This is a genomic window from Proteus sp. G3927, assembly GCF_963894685.1.
GTDB lineage: Bacteria > Pseudomonadota > Gammaproteobacteria > Enterobacterales > Enterobacteriaceae > Proteus > Proteus mirabilis.
On record NZ_CAWQGX010000028.1, the window covers coordinates 284,464 to 305,091 of the forward strand.

17 protein-coding genes and 1 pseudogene are annotated in these 20,628 nt (G+C 37.7%); 15 read left to right on the forward strand and 3 right to left on the reverse strand.

The annotated features are described in order from the left end of the window. Nucleotides 1-9 precede the first annotated feature (9 nt). From rlpA to crcB, 6 genes are all read left to right on the forward strand, one after another. Complete coding sequence (rlpA, locus tag AACV00_RS12590) at nt 10-1,005, forward strand: endolytic peptidoglycan transglycosylase RlpA (RefSeq protein ID WP_161737336.1); 996 nt, start codon at nt 10-12, stop codon at nt 1,003-1,005. Nucleotides 1,006-1,131: 126 nt separating this feature from the next. Beyond that, a complete protein-coding gene (gene dacA / locus AACV00_RS12595; RefSeq protein WP_161680322.1) occupies nt 1,132-2,343 on the forward strand; it encodes a D-alanyl-D-alanine carboxypeptidase DacA in 1,212 nt (403 codons plus the stop codon). 198 nt (nt 2,344-2,541) lie between these two features. Then, nucleotides 2,542-2,805: a DUF493 family protein YbeD gene (ybeD, locus tag AACV00_RS12600; RefSeq protein ID WP_026090527.1), complete on the forward strand. Its 264-nt coding sequence runs from the start codon at nt 2,542-2,544 to the stop codon at nt 2,803-2,805. Nucleotides 2,806-3,190: 385 nt separating this feature from the next. Continuing rightward, complete coding sequence (gene lipB, locus AACV00_RS12605; protein ID WP_004246056.1) at nt 3,191-3,835, forward strand: lipoyl(octanoyl) transferase LipB; 645 nt, start codon at nt 3,191-3,193, stop codon at nt 3,833-3,835. Nucleotides 3,836-3,936: 101 nt separating this feature from the next. Then, on the forward strand, nt 3,937-4,902 hold the full coding sequence (gene lipA, locus AACV00_RS12610; protein ID WP_004246057.1) for a lipoyl synthase: 966 nt from the start codon (nt 3,937-3,939) through the stop codon (nt 4,900-4,902). A gap of 15 nt (nt 4,903-4,917) precedes the next feature. Further along, complete coding sequence (gene crcB / locus AACV00_RS12615) at nt 4,918-5,292, forward strand: fluoride efflux transporter CrcB (RefSeq protein ID WP_004246058.1); 375 nt, start codon at nt 4,918-4,920, stop codon at nt 5,290-5,292. 1,068 nt (nt 5,293-6,360) lie between these two features. On the opposite strand, the gene cspE is transcribed toward crcB, so the two are convergent. Together cspE and AACV00_RS12625 are read right to left on the reverse strand one after the other, a co-directional pair. After that, complete coding sequence (gene cspE, locus AACV00_RS12620) at nt 6,361-6,570, reverse strand: transcription antiterminator/RNA stability regulator CspE (RefSeq protein WP_004246068.1); 210 nt, start codon at nt 6,568-6,570, stop codon at nt 6,361-6,363. A gap of 197 nt (nt 6,571-6,767) precedes the next feature. Next, nucleotides 6,768-7,241, reverse strand: a complete 474-nt coding sequence (locus tag AACV00_RS12625; RefSeq protein WP_004246069.1) for a methylated-DNA--[protein]-cysteine S-methyltransferase — start codon at nt 7,239-7,241, stop codon at nt 6,768-6,770. Between the two features lie 281 nt (nt 7,242-7,522). Here AACV00_RS12625 and nrdH point away from each other — a divergent pair, with 281 nt between their 5' ends. From nrdH to proX, 7 genes are all read left to right on the forward strand, one after another. Then, entirely contained in the window at nt 7,523-7,747 is a 225-nt protein-coding gene (gene nrdH / locus AACV00_RS12630; RefSeq protein ID WP_004246071.1) for a glutaredoxin-like protein NrdH, read from the forward strand. Nucleotides 7,748-7,758: 11 nt separating this feature from the next. Continuing rightward, nucleotides 7,759-8,163, forward strand: a complete 405-nt coding sequence (gene nrdI, locus AACV00_RS12635; protein ID WP_004246072.1) for a class Ib ribonucleoside-diphosphate reductase assembly flavoprotein NrdI — start codon at nt 7,759-7,761, stop codon at nt 8,161-8,163. Between the two features lie 28 nt (nt 8,164-8,191). Continuing rightward, complete coding sequence (gene nrdE / locus AACV00_RS12640; protein WP_004252248.1) at nt 8,192-10,318, forward strand: class 1b ribonucleoside-diphosphate reductase subunit alpha; 2,127 nt, start codon at nt 8,192-8,194, stop codon at nt 10,316-10,318. Nucleotides 10,319-10,343: 25 nt separating this feature from the next. Then, nucleotides 10,344-11,312, forward strand: coding sequence for a class 1b ribonucleoside-diphosphate reductase subunit beta (gene nrdF, locus AACV00_RS12645; protein WP_004247427.1), 969 nt, complete (start codon nt 10,344-10,346; stop codon nt 11,310-11,312). Between the two features lie 608 nt (nt 11,313-11,920). After that, a complete protein-coding gene (gene proV / locus AACV00_RS12650; protein ID WP_004246075.1) occupies nt 11,921-13,120 on the forward strand; it encodes a glycine betaine/L-proline ABC transporter ATP-binding protein ProV in 1,200 nt (399 codons plus the stop codon). Then, nucleotides 13,113-14,342 (forward strand): glycine betaine/L-proline ABC transporter permease ProW, encoded by a 1,230-nt coding sequence (gene proW / locus AACV00_RS12655; RefSeq protein WP_004246076.1) that lies wholly within the window; start codon nt 13,113-13,115, stop codon nt 14,340-14,342. The genes proV and proW overlap by 8 nt, the downstream gene beginning before the upstream one ends. 119 nt (nt 14,343-14,461) lie before the next feature. Next, entirely contained in the window at nt 14,462-15,457 is a 996-nt protein-coding gene (gene proX, locus AACV00_RS12660) for a glycine betaine/L-proline ABC transporter substrate-binding protein ProX (protein WP_004247424.1), read from the forward strand. 87 nt (nt 15,458-15,544) lie between these two features. Here proX and AACV00_RS12665 read toward each other — a convergent pair whose 3' ends face one another. Next, a complete protein-coding gene (locus AACV00_RS12665; RefSeq protein ID WP_161680324.1) occupies nt 15,545-17,938 on the reverse strand; it encodes a TonB-dependent hemoglobin/transferrin/lactoferrin family receptor in 2,394 nt (797 codons plus the stop codon). 378 nt (nt 17,939-18,316) lie between these two features. Here AACV00_RS12665 and AACV00_RS12670 point away from each other — a divergent pair, with 378 nt between their 5' ends. Together AACV00_RS12670 and mprA are read left to right on the forward strand one after the other, a co-directional pair. Then, entirely contained in the window at nt 18,317-19,528 is a 1,212-nt protein-coding gene (locus AACV00_RS12670) for an MFS transporter (RefSeq protein WP_026090528.1), read from the forward strand. A 489-nt stretch (nt 19,529-20,017) separates the two neighbouring features. Next, a pseudogene (gene mprA / locus AACV00_RS12675) lies at nt 20,018-20,546 on the forward strand (transcriptional repressor MprA). Nucleotides 20,547-20,628: the final 82 nt, after the last annotated feature.

Here is a 20,628-nt window from a genome sequence, read left to right on the forward strand (position 1 = left end):
GAGGTTTCTATGCGTTTGCAATGGGTTTTGATGGGTGTCAGTGCATTGCTACTTGCAGGATGTGTTGCTGATAAACCTGTGAATAATAATCAGCCAACCACAAGGTTGCCAAATGTACCTACACAACCCGTATTAGGTATAGAGCCTCGTTATGAGCCTTATCACCCGACTGCGAATCAAGATTATCGTAAAAATGGGGTAATTTATCGCATAGTCAAAGATCCGGCGAACTTTAGTGAACGAGGACAAGCGATTGTTTACGACAGCTTAGCAATGAGTCGCTTAACAACCATAGGTGAACGAGTCAACCCTTATGAGTTTGCTGCGGCACACCCAACATTGCCTATTCCAAGTTATGCGAAAATAACAAACTTAATCAATGGACGCACAATGATTGTGCGAATTAACGATCGTGGCCCTTACGTTGAAGGCAAACAAATACAGGTTACACCTGCTGTTTATAACAGTTTGCAGTTAATGCCAACAACCCCTATTCAAATTGAAGGTATTGTCGTTGATCAAAATGGCCAAATAAGTGGTATTGGTACTCAAGGTGCACAAATAGAGAAAAGAGCTACTACATTACCTGAGCGTCCTAACTTTAATACTCAGCCATCGACAATGGCTCCCCAACCCTCTGTAACAGCACCGTCTCCCATAACAGTGACTCAACCAGCTCCAGCTCCAGCTCCAGCTCCAGCTCCAGCTCCAGCTCCAGCTCCAGCTCCAGCTCCAGCTCCAGCTCCAGCTCCACAGCCAGTATCTTCATCTAGCGCAATAGCGCAAGGCTACTATGTACAAGTAGGTGCTTTAAGTAATCAAACTAATGCACAAACATGGTTAACTGAATTAACCAATACTTTAAATACCCAAGGTGTCATTAATACAACTGATGGACTACATAAAGTGCAATTAGGCCCCTACTCATCAAAAGCGCAAGCCGAAACAATAAAAAGTGCTTTGAAACAAAGTAAAAATATCGATGGGTTTATTGTTAGCCAATAAAGGGTAATAATTCGTAAAAACTCTTTTTCTAAAAGCAAATTCAGGCATAGAATCACCTGAGTTTGCTGATATTTTTCTTATCAACTTTTATTTATTTTCCCTGAATTTCCGGAACAGACAAACAGAATGAAACAGACACGCCCAGTGAAATTACTAAGAACACGTCTATTTAGTGCAACCTTTATATTATTAGCTATTAGCCATCATGCTATTGCTGATGACACATTAAAAACAATGATACCCGCTGTTCCTAATATCGAAGCCGAATCCTATATTCTTATCGACTATAATTCTGGGAAAGTCCTCGCGGAAAAAAATGCAGATGTCCGTCGTGATCCAGCCAGTTTAACCAAAATGATGACCAGTTATGTTATAGGTCAAGCCATTCGTGCAGGAAAAATATCGAACAACGATATTGTTCCTATTGGTGAAGAAGCATGGGCAACGGGCAACCCTGTCTTTCGCGGCTCATCATTAATGTTTTTGAAACCCGGTGATAAAGTCACCGTTTCACAATTAACACGCGGTATCAATCTACAATCAGGTAATGATGCCTGTGTAGCAATGGCCTCTTATGTTGCGGGAAGCCAAGATACCTTTGTCACTATGATGAATGACTATGTTAAGCGTCTAGGTTTACAAAACACACAATTTCAAACTGTACATGGTTTAGATGCACCTGGGCAATACAGTAGTGCACGAGATATGGCATTGATTGGCGCCGCATTAATTCGTGATGTTCCAGAAGAATATGCCATTTATAAAGAAAAAGAGTTTACCTACAATAATATCCGTCAAACTAACCGTAATGGTTTACTTTGGGATACTAGCCTCAATGTTGATGGTATTAAAACAGGTCATACTGAAGCTGCGGGTTATAATCTTGTTGCCTCTGCAACAGAAGGAAATATGCGCTTGATTTCTGCTGTGATGGGGGGACACTCATCTAAAGGCCGTGATGCTGAAAGTAAAAAACTACTTACTTGGGGTTTTCGCTTCTTTGAAACGGTAAAACCGCTGCAAGTGGGTAAAGAATTTGCCGCTGAACCTATCTGGTATGGTGATACTGATAAAGTGCAATTAGGGGTTAATAAAGATGTTTATCTCACGATCCCCCGTGGCCGACTCAAAGATCTAAAGGCCAGTTATGTATTAGATAATGTTGAATTACATGCGCCAGTCAGTAAAAACCAAGTGGTTGGCACCATTAATTTCCAACTTGATGGGCAAGTCATTGAACAACGTCCACTTGTTGTTATGAATGAAGTGAAAGAAGGTGGCATTTTCAGCCGCTTGATTGATTACATCAAATTATTATTTTCACGTTGGTTTGGTTAAGGCTTGAAAAGGATAAATGTGTCCATATATAAAGATTATATCGATATTGGAATAAACACATTTACCCATTCTATATTTACCCTAACTATCAGTATCGCATTCCTCATCATAGGAGGAATGCGCTTTTTATTTGTGCTGATGAGGTGTAAAAGAGATTATTAAAACAACATCGCCTGTTGTCTTAAGGATTACATTATGATGAAAACAAAATTAAACGAACTATTAGAGTTCCCTTGCTCATTTACTTACAAAGTCATGGGTCATGCTAAACCCGAATTAGTTGACCAAGTCGTTGAAGTGATCCAGCGTCATGCACCCGGTGATTATACACCTTCAGTAAAACCAAGTAGCAAAGGTAACTATCACTCAGTCTCTGTGACTATCAACGCAACGCATATTGAACAAGTAGAAACCCTCTATAAAGAGTTAGGTGAATTAGAGCTTGTTCGCATGGTGTTATAATTGTTTTCTATTTGCCCCCTTACCCTATTAGGGGGCATTAGACGTACTTAAGAAGCAATATTACGCAGTATCTTCTCTTTATCTTTATCTTTCTCTTTCTCTTTCTCTTTCTCTTTCACCTTACTTCTTATATTAATTCTTATTATTTCGTTATTGATTTGTCACCTAGATTTAGCAAGTCTCACTTAAATAAAAGCCTAATTGGGGTTAATCGCCAATTAAGCACTGCTTGGTTAATCACATCTATCTCCCCTTCCTCCCCTTCTCACTACGTCGTTTTTTTATCAATATTCCTTTATCAAACACAAACTGAAGCAATAATCTCATCTCATTCTGGTAGTTCATTTGTTGGAGCGTTATACTGCCTTTCACAATTACGCTACAAATGAAGATTTTCACGGTGCAAGATAAAACAATCATTATTCGCCAATTGGGTATGAAACCCTATTTACCGGTTTCTGATTCTATGCATCAGTTTACGGAAAAACGGGAAAGTCATACACCTGATGAAATTTGGCTGGTTCAACATGAACAGGTTTTTACCCAAGGTCAAGCGGGTAAAGCAGAACACCTTTTAAACACAGGCTCTATACCGGTGATCCAATCTGACCGCGGTGGACAAGTGACCTACCACGGCCCTGGCCAACAAGTGATGTATGTTTTGCTTGATCTAAAACGTAACCATATTGGCGTTCGCCAATTAGTCACTGTTTTAGAGAATACTGTGATCAACACACTCGCAGAATTTAATGTAGACGCATATGCTCGTGCAGATGCACCGGGCGTGTATGTTAATGGTGATAAAATTTGCTCTTTGGGATTACGTATACGCAAAGGTTGCTCTTTTCACGGTCTAGCACTTAATGTTGATATGGACTTATCTCCTTTTACGCGAATAAATCCTTGTGGTTATCCTGATCTAAAAATGACACAACTGGTTGATTTAGCGCCTAATGCAACATCGGAACAAGTGGCATCATTATTAATCAACCATTTTTGTACACAACTGGGATTCCAACCACAGCAATAAAAATGCTATAATTTTTTTAACATTTATCATTTTTTTTTAAAACCCTGATTACCTCAGTCACATCGTGTTAATCACCCTAGATAACTGGAACTGGCACAATTATGAGTAAACCTATTCAGATGGAACGCGGCGTAAAATATCGTGACGCCGATAAAATGGCACTTATTCCTGTTAAAACAATCGTTACAGAACGTGAAGAACTGCTACGCAAACCTGAGTGGATGAAAATAAAGTTGCCCGCAGATTCAAGTAAAATTCAAGGTATTAAAGCGGCCATGCGTAAAAATGGCCTGCATTCTGTTTGTGAAGAGGCTTCATGCCCTAATCTTGCAGAATGTTTTAACCACGGTACCGCAACCTTTATGATCTTAGGGGCAATCTGTACGCGTCGTTGCCCATTTTGCGACGTTGCTCATGGTCGTCCTAACGCACCCGATCCCCAAGAGCCAATTAAATTAGCCCAAACGATAAAAGATATGGGATTACGTTATGTTGTTATCACCTCAGTAGATCGCGATGACCTACGCGATGGTGGTGCACAACATTTTGCCGATTGTATTACCGCTATCCGTGAAAAAAATCCTAATATTCGCATCGAAACTTTAGTCCCTGATTTCCGTGGTCGTATGGATAAAGCATTAGAGATCCTCACTGACACACCACCAGACGTCTTTAACCACAATTTAGAAAACGTACCTCGTGTTTATCGTCAAGTGCGTCCTGGTGCGAACTATCAATGGTCTCTAACGTTACTAGAACGCTTTAAACAAGCCCACCCAAATATTCCAACTAAATCGGGGTTAATGGTCGGTTTAGGTGAAACAAATGAAGAAATTATTGACGTGATGCGCGATCTGCGTAAACATGGTGTAACGATGCTGACATTAGGGCAATATTTACAACCCAGTCGTCACCATCTTCCTGTTCAACGCTACGTCAGTCCTGACGAGTTTGAATATATGAAAGAGCAAGCATTAGCAATGGGCTTTACCCACGCCGCTTGTGGACCATTTGTTCGTTCGTCTTATCATGCTGATCTTCAAGCTCAAGGGATTGAGGTTAAATAACGATTAATCTCTCTTATGCTTAACATTGCAATAGCTGTATTTATCGGCGGTGGTTTAGGTAGCGTACTACGCTGGCTAATTAGCTACCGCCTCAATTCTCTTTTTCCCCATTTTGCAACGGGGACCTTGGTCGCTAACTGTATTGGTGCCTTTATTATCGCCTTTGGCATTGCTTGGTTTAGTAAGGCTCCCAATATTGATCCTATTTGGAAAATCATGCTTACCACAGGTTTTTGTGGTGGCTTAACCACCTTTTCTACTTTTTCCGTTGAGGTGGTCGCCTTATTTAATGAAGGACGAATAGGCTGGGCATTAGGCACCATGGGGGCAAACTTAGCGGGCTCGTTTCTGATGACGGCATTCGCATTCTGGCTACTCCGTGAAATGTAGTCTCTTTAACAAGATAAAAACCGTTAATCATAAAGTTGTACTCTTTTAGTTAAGCGATTTATAAGGCCTGAACTTAATATTCAACCAATGTCAGGCCTTTTAATTTGATTTTGTTCCCGGTGGTATTACTCAATAAATTAGCCAATTTTATCAATACATTCATTGATATTTTGAAATGATAGCTATGATGTATTCTTGATTTTAATAATTTAAAAAACTTTCAACCACGGTATTTATCCCGCAGCTAGATACGCAAGCTCCTCTTTAAATTTCTCAAGTCTTTTTTCATCATCAAAACGAGCGAGAGTTATGCAGTGTGGCAAGCATAGTCACCCTAAGTAGCAATGATGATGTTTAAATCCCCCCTGTATTTGACATAAAAAGACCCCCAATAATGGGTTGTCCAACTATTAGAGTATTTCAAATAGTATTTTTAAGAAAACAGTTTAATTTATTATTATCTATTTTCAATTTTTGTTATTTTTAGGTTTTTTATTATTGTTTTTGATGAGGGTTTTATATCTAATAAATGAAATTTTTTGTTGGTATCTTGATGATTTAATTGTTATTAAATTAATTCAATTATTTTTATAATAATGAGAAATTAAATGCCTCACCATTCACATTACATTTTACATGATGAGCTTATTGGTTTTGATATCTTTAAATATATAGATATTAAATTTATTTTTTCCAATAATAGGAAAAGGAGTGTTTAAATGTTTACGTTGAGGAGGCTTATTTTGTTATACAAACAAATATCTAAAAAGACAAACGACAATGTTGACTATAACGCTATTAAAGTCCAGAAAAATGAGTTACTTCTTCGTTTTCAGCAGGCTAAAAAGAAGGCAGAACAAGATAGTCAGCTTTTAGTAAAATAGTTTTAATTTATTTTAATAAATACTGTTCAGAAAGTGTCTGAAATGCTTCATCCGCTGACCATTGATTGGCAATGATGATGTTTAAATCCCCCCTGTATTTGACATAAAAAGACCCCCAATAATTGGTTGTCCAACTATTGGGGGTCATTTCAAAAACGTTTTTTACTTTTGGAGAAGTCGTTAATTAGATAGCGACAACGTTTGCAGCAGATGGCCCTTTCGCGCCGTCAGTAACTTCAAACTCTACCTTTTGACCTTCAGCAAGTGTTTTAAAACCTTCTGAAACAATAGCGGAAAAGTGGACGAACACATCTTTACTGCCATCTTCTGGAGTGATAAAACCAAAACCTTTAGTTTCGTTAAACCACTTAACGTTACCTTTTAATTTAGACATCAAGTTTACCTTTAAAATAGAAAATAAACGCAAGCGTTTTGCGTTGGCTATAGTAAAACAAAAATGATGATTCGCTGTCCACAGTCTAGATCACGAAACGCGTATTTTTTTTCTGTTAAACGATTATTATTCAGACAAATCCCATAACTTAAGCCATTAATCACTTAAGAAATAGTGCTTAATACTTACAATATGAACTATTCATCAATATCCACTTTTTCATAGTGTAATAGCCAACGTTTGATATCAAGTCCCCCAGTATAGCCTACTAACTTACCATTATGACCAATGACGCGATGGCAAGGAATAATTAACGAGATTGGGTTACGTGAATTTGCCATTCCTACCGCTCTGCAATAGTTGACGGAACCTAATGTAAGTGCCAACTTTTTATAACTCCAAATTTCACCATAAGGAATAGACTGTAAAGTCTGCCAAACGCGTATTTGAAATTCGGTTCCTTTTGGCGCTAGTGGCACTGAAAATAGGGTTCGTTTACCCGAAAAATACTCTTTTAACTGTTTTATACACAGGTCAATTATGGCATTTGAATTAACTAACGCCTCTTTTTCACTAACAAAGTTAAGGCTGGTGATGCCATCATCATCTGCGGTAATGGATATATAAGGCTTTGGAAAACCTTTCGGCGTATTGAGATAATCTTGGTACATAATGTGTTCTCTATTGATTTGTCTGTATCATCAAGATTAAAACATGCTTTGTAAGTAAATCAATCATCTAATTTTCTACTATACCTAATAAAAATTGCTCAAATGAGCGATAAGAAAATAAAATAAATCTGCTAACTGCTTAATTTTAATAATAATCATTATCAAGAATAAAAAACACCATATCTAGTGTGGTTGAAAAAGAATAAACCTATATATAGTATTTAAGCACTTTTCATTGTGACTGTGAGCAGACACATTCACATTTTTATAAGGGTTATTCTATGTCTGTGATCCTCTATACCAAACCAAATTGTGTTCAATGCAGTGCAACCGAGCGCGCATTACAACAACAAAAAATTCCTTTCACTGCGGTTGATCTCACCCAAGACACTCAAGCATTAGCAAAAATAGTTTCTATGGGATATCGCCAAGTACCGGTTGTCGTTAATGGTGACGAACATTGGTCTGGCTTTTGCCCAGATAAAATTCGTCAAATAGCGCGCTAAAGGAGCAACTTATGCAATCGACTGCCCCTTTAATTTATTTCTCTAGTCGCTCAGAAAATTGTCACCGCTTCGTACAAAAACTTAATCTACAAGCGACAAGGATAAAAGAGGATGAACCACTACAAGCCACACAACCTTTTGTGTTGCTCTGCCCAACTTATGGTGGCGGTGGCGTTAAAGGCGCAGTGCCTAAAGCGGTGATCCAGTTTTTAAATATCCCTGAAAATCGCCAATTAATACGCGGTGTTATTGCTTCAGGAAATACCAATTTTGGCTCTGCTTACGGCTTAGCAGGTGACATTATTGCACAAAAATGCCAAGTCCCTTTTCTCTATCGTTTTGAGTTACTTGGTACGCCTGAAGATGTTAAACGTGTAAAAACCGGATTAAGCACATTTTGGTCAGCAAGCAAATAATGACTAAAAAGTGAATGAGATAAAAAACATGACCCATTCTATAGAACAACTCGATTATCACGCCTTAAATGCCATGCTCAATCTCTATGATGAGCAAGGCAATATCCAGTTTGATAAAGACAAATTAGCCACCCACCATTTTTTTCGTCAACACGTTAATCAAAATACGGTGTTTTTTCATGATCTAAAAGAAAAGCTCGATTTTCTGGTGCAACAACACTACTACGAAGCACAAGTATTAGAGCAGTACGATTTCCCGTTTATCAAACAGCTTTTTAAGCATGCCTATAGCAAAAAATTTCGCTTTCAATCGTTCCTAGGTGCATTTAAATACTACACCAGTTACACCTTAAAAACCTTTGATGGTGAGCGTTATCTCGAACGCTATGAAGATCGTGTTTGTATGGTTGCCTTAACCCTAGCACAGGGGAATACCAAACTCGCCACTCACCTTGTCGATGAGATAATTAGTGGCCGTTTCCAGCCTGCAACCCCTACTTTCTTAAATTGTGGAAAAAAACAGCGTGGCGAATTGGTCTCTTGTTTTTTATTACGTATCGAAGACAACATGGAGTCCATTGGCCGAGCAGTCAATTCTGCGTTGCAATTGTCGAAACGTGGCGGAGGTGTTGCTTTCTTACTGACTAATTTACGAGAAGCAGGAGCCCCCATAAAACGCATTGAAAACCAATCGTCTGGCGTAGTACCGGTAATGAAAATGCTTGAAGATGCCTTCTCATATGCCAATCAATTAGGCGCAAGACAAGGTGCTGGAGCGGTTTATCTCCATGCTCATCATCCTGATATCTATCATTTTCTAGATACAAAACGAGAAAATGCTGATGAAAAAATACGTATTAAGACGCTTTCATTAGGTGTCGTTATTCCCGACATCACCTTTGAATTAGCTAAACGCAACGAAGATATGTATCTATTTTCACCTTATGATGTAGAACGAGTATATGGCGTTCCTATGTCAGAAATCAGTATTAGCGAAAAATATACTGAAATGGTCAACAATGCAGAGATACGTAAGAAAAAAATTAAAGCACGGGCATTTTTTCAAACTTTAGCTGAAATTCAATTTGAATCAGGTTATCCCTATATTATGTTTGAAGATACCGTCAATCGCGCAAATCCGATTGCGGGCCGAATTAATATGAGCAATTTATGCTCAGAAATCTTACAAGTAAATAGTGCCAGTGAATACAATCCTGATTTAAGTTATCGACAAATTGGTCATGATATTAGCTGTAATCTCGGATCAATGAATATCGCCATGGCGATGGACTCACCAGATTTTGCACATACCGTAAATGTTGCCATCAGAGCACTGACGAGTGTGGCACAAATGACTAAAATAGAATCTGTACCTTCTATTGAAAAAGGCAACCAAGCATCTCATGCCATTGGCTTAGGGCAAATGAACTTACATGGTTATTTAGCCCGTGAAGGGATTTATTATGGTTCAGAAGAAGGACTTGATTTTACCAATATCTATTTCTATACCGTAACATACTATGCCCTTTTAGCCTCTAACCAATTAGCGATAGAGACTAAACAGCGCTTTAAAGGGTTTGAACAGTCAAAATATGCCACTGGGGAGTATTTTGATAAATATTTATCAAAACAGTGGTTACCTAAAACCCAAAAAGTCCACCAGCTATTTAGCCAATCCAATATTCATATTCCAACCCAAGAAGATTGGCAAAAACTTAAGCTCTCGATTATGACTCACGGTATTTATAATCAAAACTTACAAGCAATACCACCAACAGGATCAATCTCTTATATCAATCACTCTACATCGAGTATTCACCCCATTGTGGCACCGATTGAAATAAGAAAAGAAGGTAAAATCGGTCGGGTTTATTACCCCGCCCCTTTTATGACCAATGAAAACCGTCATTTTTATCAAGATGCTTATGAAATTGGCGCAGAAAAAATTATCGATACCTATGCCCAAGCATCACAACATATCGACCAAGGATTGTCGCTAACATTATTCTTTTCTGATGAAGCAACCACAAGGGATGTTAATAAAGCACAAATTTATGCATGGCGTAAAGGTATAAAGACCTTGTATTACATTCGTATTAGACAAACAGCATTAGCCGGCACAGAAATAAAAGGCTGTGTTTCATGCGCCCTTTAATAATAATGATAAGGAAAGTGTTACTATGTCTGCATCTTATTTAAGTCGTGTTAATGCGATAAATTGGAATCGTATTGAAGACGAAAAAGATTTAGAAGTTTGGAACCGTTTAACCATGAATTTTTGGTTACCCGAAAAAATTCCACTTTCTAATGATATACCTTCATGGAATACCTTAACCCAAGCTGAAAAACAGTTGACTATCCGTGTATTTACAGGGCTTACACTGCTCGATACGATACAAAATACGGTCGGGGCACCAACCTTAATGCCTGATGCTCAGACTCCTCATGAAGAGGCGGTATTATCGAATATCTGTTTTATGGAAGCGGTACATGCTCGCTCTTATAGCTCGATATTTTCGACACTCTGCTTAACAACAGATGTTGATGATGCTTATCGTTGGAGTGAAGAAAATACCTATTTGCAAAAGAAATCAGATATTATTCTGCGTTATTATCAAGATAGTGATCCATTAAAGAAAAAAATTGCCAGTGTATTTTTAGAGTCTTTTTTATTCTATTCTGGATTTTATTTACCAATGTATTGGTCAAGTCGAGGGAAATTAACCAATACAGCCGACTTAATTCGTTTAATTATTCGTGACGAAGCTGTGCATGGTTATTATATTGGCTATAAATTCCAAAATCAGTTATTAAATAAATCATCATTAGAGAAACAAGATATTAAAGACTTTGCTTTCTCATTATTATTAGATTTATATGATAATGAAGTTAAATATACAGAAGATCTCTACGACTCTGTCGGTTGGACAGAAGATGTAAAAAAATTCCTTCATTATAATGCGAATAAAGCGCTGATGAATTTAGGTTATGAAGCACTATTTCCAGATGAAATAACTAATGTTAGTCCAGCAATACTTTCATCACTATCGCCAGATGCAAATGAAAATCATGATTTCTTTTCTGGCTCAGGCTCTTCTTATGTTATTGGTAAAACGATCAATACCGAAGATGATGACTGGGATTTCTAGCTAACCCTCTACAGCAAAAAACAGAATACATTCATATTAATTATGAATTAATCAATTAATATAATGCACTGAAAAATAAAACTTATTTTTTAGTGCCTTTTTATTTGTTTGAAAAATAACCTGATTGTGTAATTTTTACCGTCCCATTAACCAGAATTATCAATTTTTTACGAATGATTTTTATGACTAGTTATCGATAACTTAAGATCACCCCTCAAAAAACATAAGATTTTTTAATGTTAATGCATTTTTTTCTATTTTTATTTTATTAGTATCTTTTTACATTTTTTTATTTTGTTGTTATTTCTATTGTGATGATAATTAAAATTAACATCTGAATAAAAATAATGTTATTTCATACAGTTAGTATGATTTCCTTGACTTCTTTCTTTTCTATAATTTTACTTTATTTAATTATTAATCATCAAAAAAAACCTAAAAAAATCACAAAATTATTTGTTTAATTATAATTAACATAGGGTTGTCAGGCTTGTTCATTATGATAGGGTAATTCCCCTACTAAAAATCTCAATTTAGGAAAAACAACAAACTAATTTATTAACATTTAATTTATTCCTTTCATATTTAAATAGGAAAATAGATATTGCATGGCAATTAAACTCGAAGTAAAAAACCTATATAAAATATTTGGTGAGCACCCTAAACGTGCCTTTGAATTATTAGGATCTGGTATGAACAAAGACCAAATCTTTGATAAAACAGGGTTAACCGTTGGTGTGCAAAATGCCAATCTGGCCATTGAAGAAGGCGAAATATTTGTCATCATGGGATTATCAGGCTCTGGTAAATCTACATTAGTGCGCCTTCTCAATCGTCTGATAGATCCCACTAAAGGCGAAGTCCTTATTGATGGTGAAAACATCACCACCATGTCTGATAAAGATTTACGACAAGTTCGACGTAAAAAAATCAGTATGGTGTTTCAATCATTCGCTTTAATGCCTCATATGAATGTACTCGATAATACAGCATTTGGTATGGAGCTTGCAGGCATTAGCAAAGAAGAGCGCTATGAAAAAGCCATGGCAGCATTAGAGCAAGTTAACTTAAGCTCTCATGCTCAATCTTGGCCGGATGAGTTATCCGGTGGGATGCGACAACGTATTGGGCTTGCTCGTGCACTGGCCAATGATCCTGATATCTTATTAATGGATGAGGCATTCTCCGCACTTGACCCATTAATCCGAACAGAAATGCAAGATGAGTTATTAAGCTTACAGGGTGATAAACAACGCACCATTGTATTTATTTCTCATGATCTGGATGAAGCCATGCGTATTGGTGATCGTATCGCGATTATGCAAGGCGGTGTGGTGGTACAAATCGGTACCCCTGATGAAATTCTTAATAACCCAGCCAATGATTATGTACGTACCTTCTTCCGTGGCGTTGATATCAGTCATGTATTTAGCGCTAAAGATATTGCTAAACGTCGCCCAGAAACACTACTGCATATTGCGCCAGGTTTTGGTCCCCGTTCAGCATTAAAAGTACTGGAAGATGAAGATAGAAACTTTGGTTATTTAATTGAGCGAGGACGGAAATTTGCAGGTATTGTTTCTGTCACTTCTCTTGAAGAAGCATTAAAAGCGAAGCAACCTATTGGATCCGCTATTTTAACTGAACCTTGTGCGATTAATGGTGATACACCATTAAATGAACTGATTTCTACTGTTGCGCAATCTCCCTGTGCGATCCCTGTTATTGATGAAAAAAACCGTTATATCGGCTTAATTTCGAAAGGAATGTTGTTACAAGCACTGGATAAGGAGACACCAAATGAGTAAGACAAATAACCAAGCCAATCCTTGGGAAGCGGACACTCAAGAAGCGGCAACAGAAAACGCCAATACAACACAAAATTCAGCGCAAGAAACGCATAACAACACAGATACAGACAATGATCCTTGGGCAACCACGGATAGCAACACTACTGATACCGACCCTTGGAGTAGTAGCGCTGGCGGTGATACCGGTGGAGCTGATGCTGATCCTTGGGGTACAGGGAGTGGCACTGACGGCAGTGATCTCTCTTCTGGTACTGATTGGCTAGATGCCATGCCAACAGAAAGTACACCTGACCACTTTAATATTATGGATCCATTTAATCATACACTGATCCCACTAGATTCTTGGGTAACGGATGGTATTGACTGGATTGTGCTGCATTTTCGTCCTATTTTCCAAGGGATACGCGTTCCAGTCGATTTAGTATTAGGTGGCTTTGAAAACTTTCTTACCTCAATGCCTGCACCTGTTGCGATTATTTTATTTTCACTGATTGCATGGCAACTTTCAGGTAAGGTGATGGGAATAAGTGCTTTTATTTCACTGATCTTAATCGGTGCTATTGGTGCATGGTCTGAAGCGATGATAACCCTTGCATTAGTGCTGACCTCATTACTATTCTGCCTGATTATTGGTCTCCCCTTAGGGATATGGCTTGCACATAGTGACAGAGCATCAAAAATTGTCAGACCACTTTTAGATGCCATGCAAACAACCCCCGCTTTCGTTTACTTAGTACCTATCGTGATGTTATTCGGGATTGGTAACGTACCCGGTGTAGTTGTCACGATTATTTTCGCCTTACCACCGATAGTGCGATTAACTATTTTAGGTATCAAACAAGTACCGGAAGATCTCATTGAGGCGGCTCAATCATTTGGGGCAAATCCTCGACAAATGTTGTTTAAAGTACAATTACCGCTGGCAATGCCAACGATTATGGCTGGGGTAAACCAAACCTTAATGTTAGCACTGTCAATGGTTGTTATCGCATCAATGATAGCCGTTGGTGGTTTAGGTCAAATGGTATTACGTGGTATTGGTCGCCTAGATATGGGATTAGCGGCTGTAGGTGGTGCTGGTATTGTGATCCTCGCGATTATTCTTGACCGCTTAACTCAATCTTTAGGCCAAAATAGTCGCCTGAAAGGTAATAGACGCTGGTATATGACAGGCCCGATTGGTTTGATCTGCCGCCTGTTTGGTAAAAAAGCCGCATAACTCATACTGGCAATAAGATTAACTAACAATCAAACATATTTATTCAATTAATATAAGAGATAACAGTAGCACGACACTGCGACTATTATCTCTTACCCATCACAACAGAAGGAAAAACTATGCGTAATCCAGTTCTCTGGGCAACAGTATTGTCCGCCACACTGATAAGCACTCAGTTATCCGCTGCTGATTTACCCGGTAAAGGGGTTTCGGTTCAACCGGTACAAAGTACTATTTCTGAAGAAACTTTTCAGACACTCATTGTCAATAAAGCACTCGAAAAACTCGGCTACACAGTGCAACCCATTAAAGAAGTTGACTACAACGTAGCTTATTCTTCTATTGCTAATGGTGATGCCACTTTTATGGCGGTTAGTTGGGTACCTTTACATAACTCACAATATGAAGCCGCTGGTGGCGATAACACATTTTATCGTAAAGGTGATTATGTGGTTAACGCAGCCCAAGGTTATTTAATTGATAAAAAAACGGCTGAAAAATATAACATCACTAATATAGAGCAATTTAAAGATCCGAAAATTGCCAAATTATTTGATGCCAATGGTGATGGAAAAGCAGATTTAACCGGTTGTAACCCTGGCTGGGGTTGTGAAGAAGCTATTAATAATCACTTAAAAGCCTATGATTTAGAGAAATCAGTCACCCATAATCAGGGTAACTATGCGGCAATGATGGCAGATACCATTACTCGTTACAAAGAAGGTAAACCTATCTTCTATTATACTTGGACACCGTACTGGATAAGTGATGTATTAAAGCCGGGTAAAGATGTCGTTTGGCTACAAGTTCCCTTCTCTTCATTACCGGGAGATGACAAAACCGATACAACCTTACCAAACGGTAAAAACTACGGTTTCCCACCGAGTACAATGCATATCGCAGCAAATAAAAAATGGGCCGAAGCCAACCCTGCTGCTGCTAAGTTATTTGAAATAATGAAAGTTTCAGTGGCTGATATCAACGCCCAAAACTTACGTATGCATAATGGTCAAAAATCACAAGCAGATATTGAACGTCATGCTAACGCGTGGATCAAAGCACATCAAAAAACCTTTGATGGCTGGGTAGAAGAAGCGCGTAAAGCGGCTAATTAATAGTGATAATCCTTAAATAACGTCAAAGCAGAGCATTATTAATATGCTCTGCTTTTTTTATCTTATGGCTGTTGTCCTGTTGTCTAACTAAAAACTTTTAACCACAGTAAAGCGATAATCTCGCCCAGTACCAGATACCGACTCACCTAAATAAGGGTAATAATCACGGTTAAATAAATTGGCGACAGTAAAACGTATCTCAGTATTATCGATAAAAGCAGGTTTCCAATTAGCGAATAGTCCATGAATGGCATAGCCTTTACTTTTTGGTAATGACCAATAAGTAGCAGCCGGATCAGCATCCATCGGTGAACGACGTTGAGCGCCAATAAAGTCCCCTGTCCACCCTGCAACCATATTTATTTGTGGGATTTTCATTCCAAGGGTGGCATGTAATGCATCCGGTTGAATTTCTGCAATCCATGTTTTTTGTCCAAACCACGGATCACGAGGAGATTGATCGCGTTTACCTTTCATTGTCGAATACGCTAAGCGACCAAAGAGATTAGCACTGTCATAAAATGCCTCTATTTCCATACCTTGAATATGGTAGCCAGGTAAATTGCGATAATTTCCAAGGGAAGGAGGACAACTCCCATTGTTTCCGGTTACTTTTCCGCTTTCACAATAGACACCGCGACGACGGAATATCTCATCTTTCCCACGAGTATCAAAAAATGTACTTCGAAGTTGCAGCTGATCTTCTTGTTGGAAAACATTTTCAAAATCAACAATGGCGCCAATCCGTGTTGCGGTAACGGTCTCTTTATCTAAATGGCGACTCGTGCCTGTCAAACTAGAGATACTGGCTTGCACTTCATATTGTTCATCAATTAACGGCGCACGCCATGTATGAGTTATATCACCAAAAAATCTAATATTGGGGCTCGCTTTCCATAAAATACCCAAATGAGGTGTAATGCCACGATAAGTTACATCACTATAATCATGACCGTAATAGGGATTAGGATCTTGATAAACCTTCGCTCGACTCCCTACTCCTTGATTTTTCACTATATCATAACGCACACCAGGCGTGAGGGTTAGTGTTCGATAACTAATTGAATCTTGAAGATAAAAACTCGTGGTTGTTTGCGTCCCTTCTGGCATATAAGGTGGTGCATAATAGCCATAATTATAATTTGGATTTTTCGCTTTATCCCGCGTAAACATTAACACATTACGATCATTACGGTGCCAACGCGCTCCTACTAAAATCACATGTTCGGTAGCTCCTTGCATCACGGTACTTTCATTTTTCACTTCAATTTGATGATTTTTATAGTTGACCCAACTTTGGTTACCCATACTACTACTTAGATAAGAACTCGCATTATCAGGGCGTTTATCATTCTGTTTGGTATTTGAATAACCATAAGTCAATGTGAAATTAATCAGGTCAGAATCAATTGGCTGAATATTCCATTTCACACTCACAGTGTCATCTTTTTGGTCACGATAAACTAACTTACGTTTCATCGCTCCATCAAAACCATATTTATCAACATCATATTGGCTCGGTTTTGCCAGTTCATCTCGCTTCGCAGCCCAAGGCGTCCAGCCATCACTGACAGATCTTGATGCTGATAAAGTTAATGTTTGTGCGTCTGTTAAATAGACATTGGTTTTAATTAAAAACGAATCTTGATCTGATTGTGAATAACCAAATTTAGTGCCATCAGGACGACGTAAATCATCACTTTTACGACGATTAAAATAAAATAGACCGTCAGCCGTTCCATCCATTAACTTGCCATATATCGCACCACTATAACGATTTTGCCTATCATTAGTATGATGTCCATATTTTAAAAACATACCAATATGCTGATCAGGTAACAGTAAGTCATCCGGATCTTTCGTTTCAATCCGTACGGAGCCACCAAATCCTCCATTTCCTTGGGTGATATTATGTGGCCCTTTATCGACATCAAGGCGTTTAATTAATTCAGGATCGATAAATATGGAACCTTGACGATATTTTTCAAACGTCTTCGGTGTACCATCAAGAGTGATTTTCACATCTTCCGAATTGCCCATTCCCCAAATATTTAAAGTTTGCCCACCAGGTCTTGGCGAGCCAGATGAAGAAATCCCTGGTAATTTATCTACCAATTCAGCGATATTATTTGGCTGAATTCTATTGATATCTTTTAATGTCAAAGCCGTGCTTCCTGCTTCAACACTCGAATTTAATTTTCCGGAAACATAAATAGGATCAAGCACCACAGTTTCAGATTGTTGAGTTTGTGATGTTTTTTCTGTGCTTTGTGAAGCAACGCTATTAAACGAAGCAAGTGTAGTGAGTAATAAAAAAATCGCATGAGATGAAAATGAAACGGCCCCCATTCCCTGAAAATGAGGCTCATGCTTAATTAACAAAAAGTTCATAATAGTGTCTTTTATATGGTTATTAATACGCAAATAAATAGCTAAAAATACATTTAACAACACAATCATGTTAATGATAATTATTATCATTACATAGCTTTTTTTGATCTAAACCATAAAAAAGTTAACTAAACTAAAAATGAGCTATATTTAAAACAGAATAACTAAATAATTTAATATTAATGATATAATTAACTAATAACATTGGTTACTATATGGATTAATACTTGTCTAATCAGAACAGTGAGGGAATGGGGCTATTTATCTATTTAGCATAATAAATGATGCAAATATGCGGTTATCTGCTGAGAATAAATCACATTTTACTTTTAATATTAATCTATTATAAAAATAGATTAAAAACTTTCATGCCCGATTGATTGAACATTGCTATCACAGTAATTCTTTCCGCAAAAAAATGACTCATGTTACTATCATTTACCTTACAAATAATTTGTGATCAGTATTATGGAAAACACAGCACCACAAACCTCTCTTAGTAAAGGCCTTATTTTACTTATGGCCGTTGCCACTGGCATGGTTGTCGCAAGTAACTATTATGCACAACCGCTACTTGATTCAATTGCAAATTATTTTCATATCTCTGCCACTTTGGCTGGTTTTATTGTCACTACAGCACAATTAAGTTATGCCTTAGGTTTAATGCTATTGGTTCCCCTTGGCGATATTTTTGAACGTCGTTCACTGATTGTTATCATGACGCTGATTTCAGCGAGCGGCTTATTAATTACGGCAATGGCACCTAATATTTGGCTTATGTTAATTGGTACTGCCCTATCAGGTATGTTCTCGGTCGTCGCCCAAATTCTGGTTCCTTTTGCCGCTACACTTGCTGCACCTCATCAACGAGGAAAAGCGGTAGGTACTATTATGAGTGGGCTTTTACTTGGTATTTTACTGGCAAGAACAGCGTCAGGGCTGATGGCTTCCTTTACTAATTGGCAGGGTATTTTCTGGCTAGCAAGTGTTTTTCTAGCTATTTTAGCTATTACACTATGGCGCTGTTTACCTACCTATAAAAGCCAAACAAATTTAAATTATTTTCAACTGCTCGGTTCTATTTTTAAATTGTTTGCCACGACCCCAGTATTACGTACCCGCTCACTGATTGGTGCACTTATCTTTGCCCACTTTGGTTTACTGTGGACATCAATGGCTTTTTTACTCGCTTCTGATCCCTTTAATTATTCCGATGCAGTTATTGGCTTGTTTGGACTTGTCGGTGCTGCGGGAGCACTAATGGCAGGTAAAGCGGGTGTATGGGTTGATAAAGGCAAAGGTAAAAAAACGACTACTTCAGGTTTAATTCTTCTCTTCATTTGTTGGGGACTTATTGTTATCGCCCCTTATTATCAATGGATTGGACTGATTAGTTTTATTATTGGTGTGGTTTTATTAGATTTAGCCGTTCAAGGTGTTCATGTCACTAACCAAAGCACTATCTACCGTATTTTACCTGATGCCCGAAATCGGCTTACTGCCGCTTATATGACTAGCTATTTTATCGGGGGCGCCCTAGGCTCTTTATTATCGGGTTACGCTTATCACCAATATGGCTGGATTGGTGTTTCCAGTGCCGGTGCAATCATTGGCTTATTAGGTTTACTGGTTTGGTTATTTGGTTATAAAAATGATCCAGTGATCCAATCTGAATCATAAAACTTATCTCAAAAGGGGTATTTTATGTCAGCAATACCCCTCTAAACAGAACAAAACGTAAATGTTTTAACAGCGTGATTACTATTTATGTATATCATCATCTCATTCTTTATTAAGAAATACATATCAATTATATCAATATAGCATAAACGGCATAGTTTCTAAGTGGTATTATTAACAATAGAATCATTATAGTGTAAAATAAATTTATTACGTGTTTTATCGTAGAAATCGATCCATTTTTTCCTAAATAGACTATTATTCATAAGTAAATAAGGGATAAATTGATTTTTATAACTTATTGTAAATAGATAAGCACCTAGTGATTTTTTTATGTTATCATTCAAAAAATTTATGAATCAGGTAGCATAATCAAAAAAACATAGTGACTATAAATAATAAAAATTGCTAAATTGTGTGTTTAATATACCATTTAACATGTTGATAACAACGTTATCCTAATTATCGAAACTAACAAGGTGTCTAAAAATGGAAAGCTCATTTACGCCAACAGAAGAACTACTAAACACTCGCGCTACACAACAGAAATCGCTTAACAAAGATATTCCTTACCAAGAAATTTTGTTAACTCGCCTGTCTATGCACGTCCAGAGCAAACTTCTTGAAAGTCGTAATAATATGTTAAAGTCTCAGGGCATTAACGAGACATTATTTATGGCACTTATGATTTTAGATACAACGGAAAATCGTAGTATTCAACCATCAGAATTGAGTGCGGCGTTAGGCTCATCAAGAACAAATGCCACTCGTATTGCAGATGAATTAGAAAAAACAAGGATGGATTGAGCGTCGTGAAAGTCATAATGACCGTCGCTGTCTACATCTTCATTTAACTGATGCTGGAGAAGAGTTTTTAAATAGCTTATTACCACCACAGCACGAATGTTTAAAGAAAATTTGGTCGGTATTAGATGAAGGTGAACAAAAACAGCTAGAAACCCTAATGCGTAAATTATTATTACAACTTGATACATTAGCGGATAATCAGCAGGAATAACCATCACCATCAATAAACTTATTGATCTAATCTGTATTAGCTCAGATTTGACCTGACTAGCTATGGCACAGAGCTAACATAA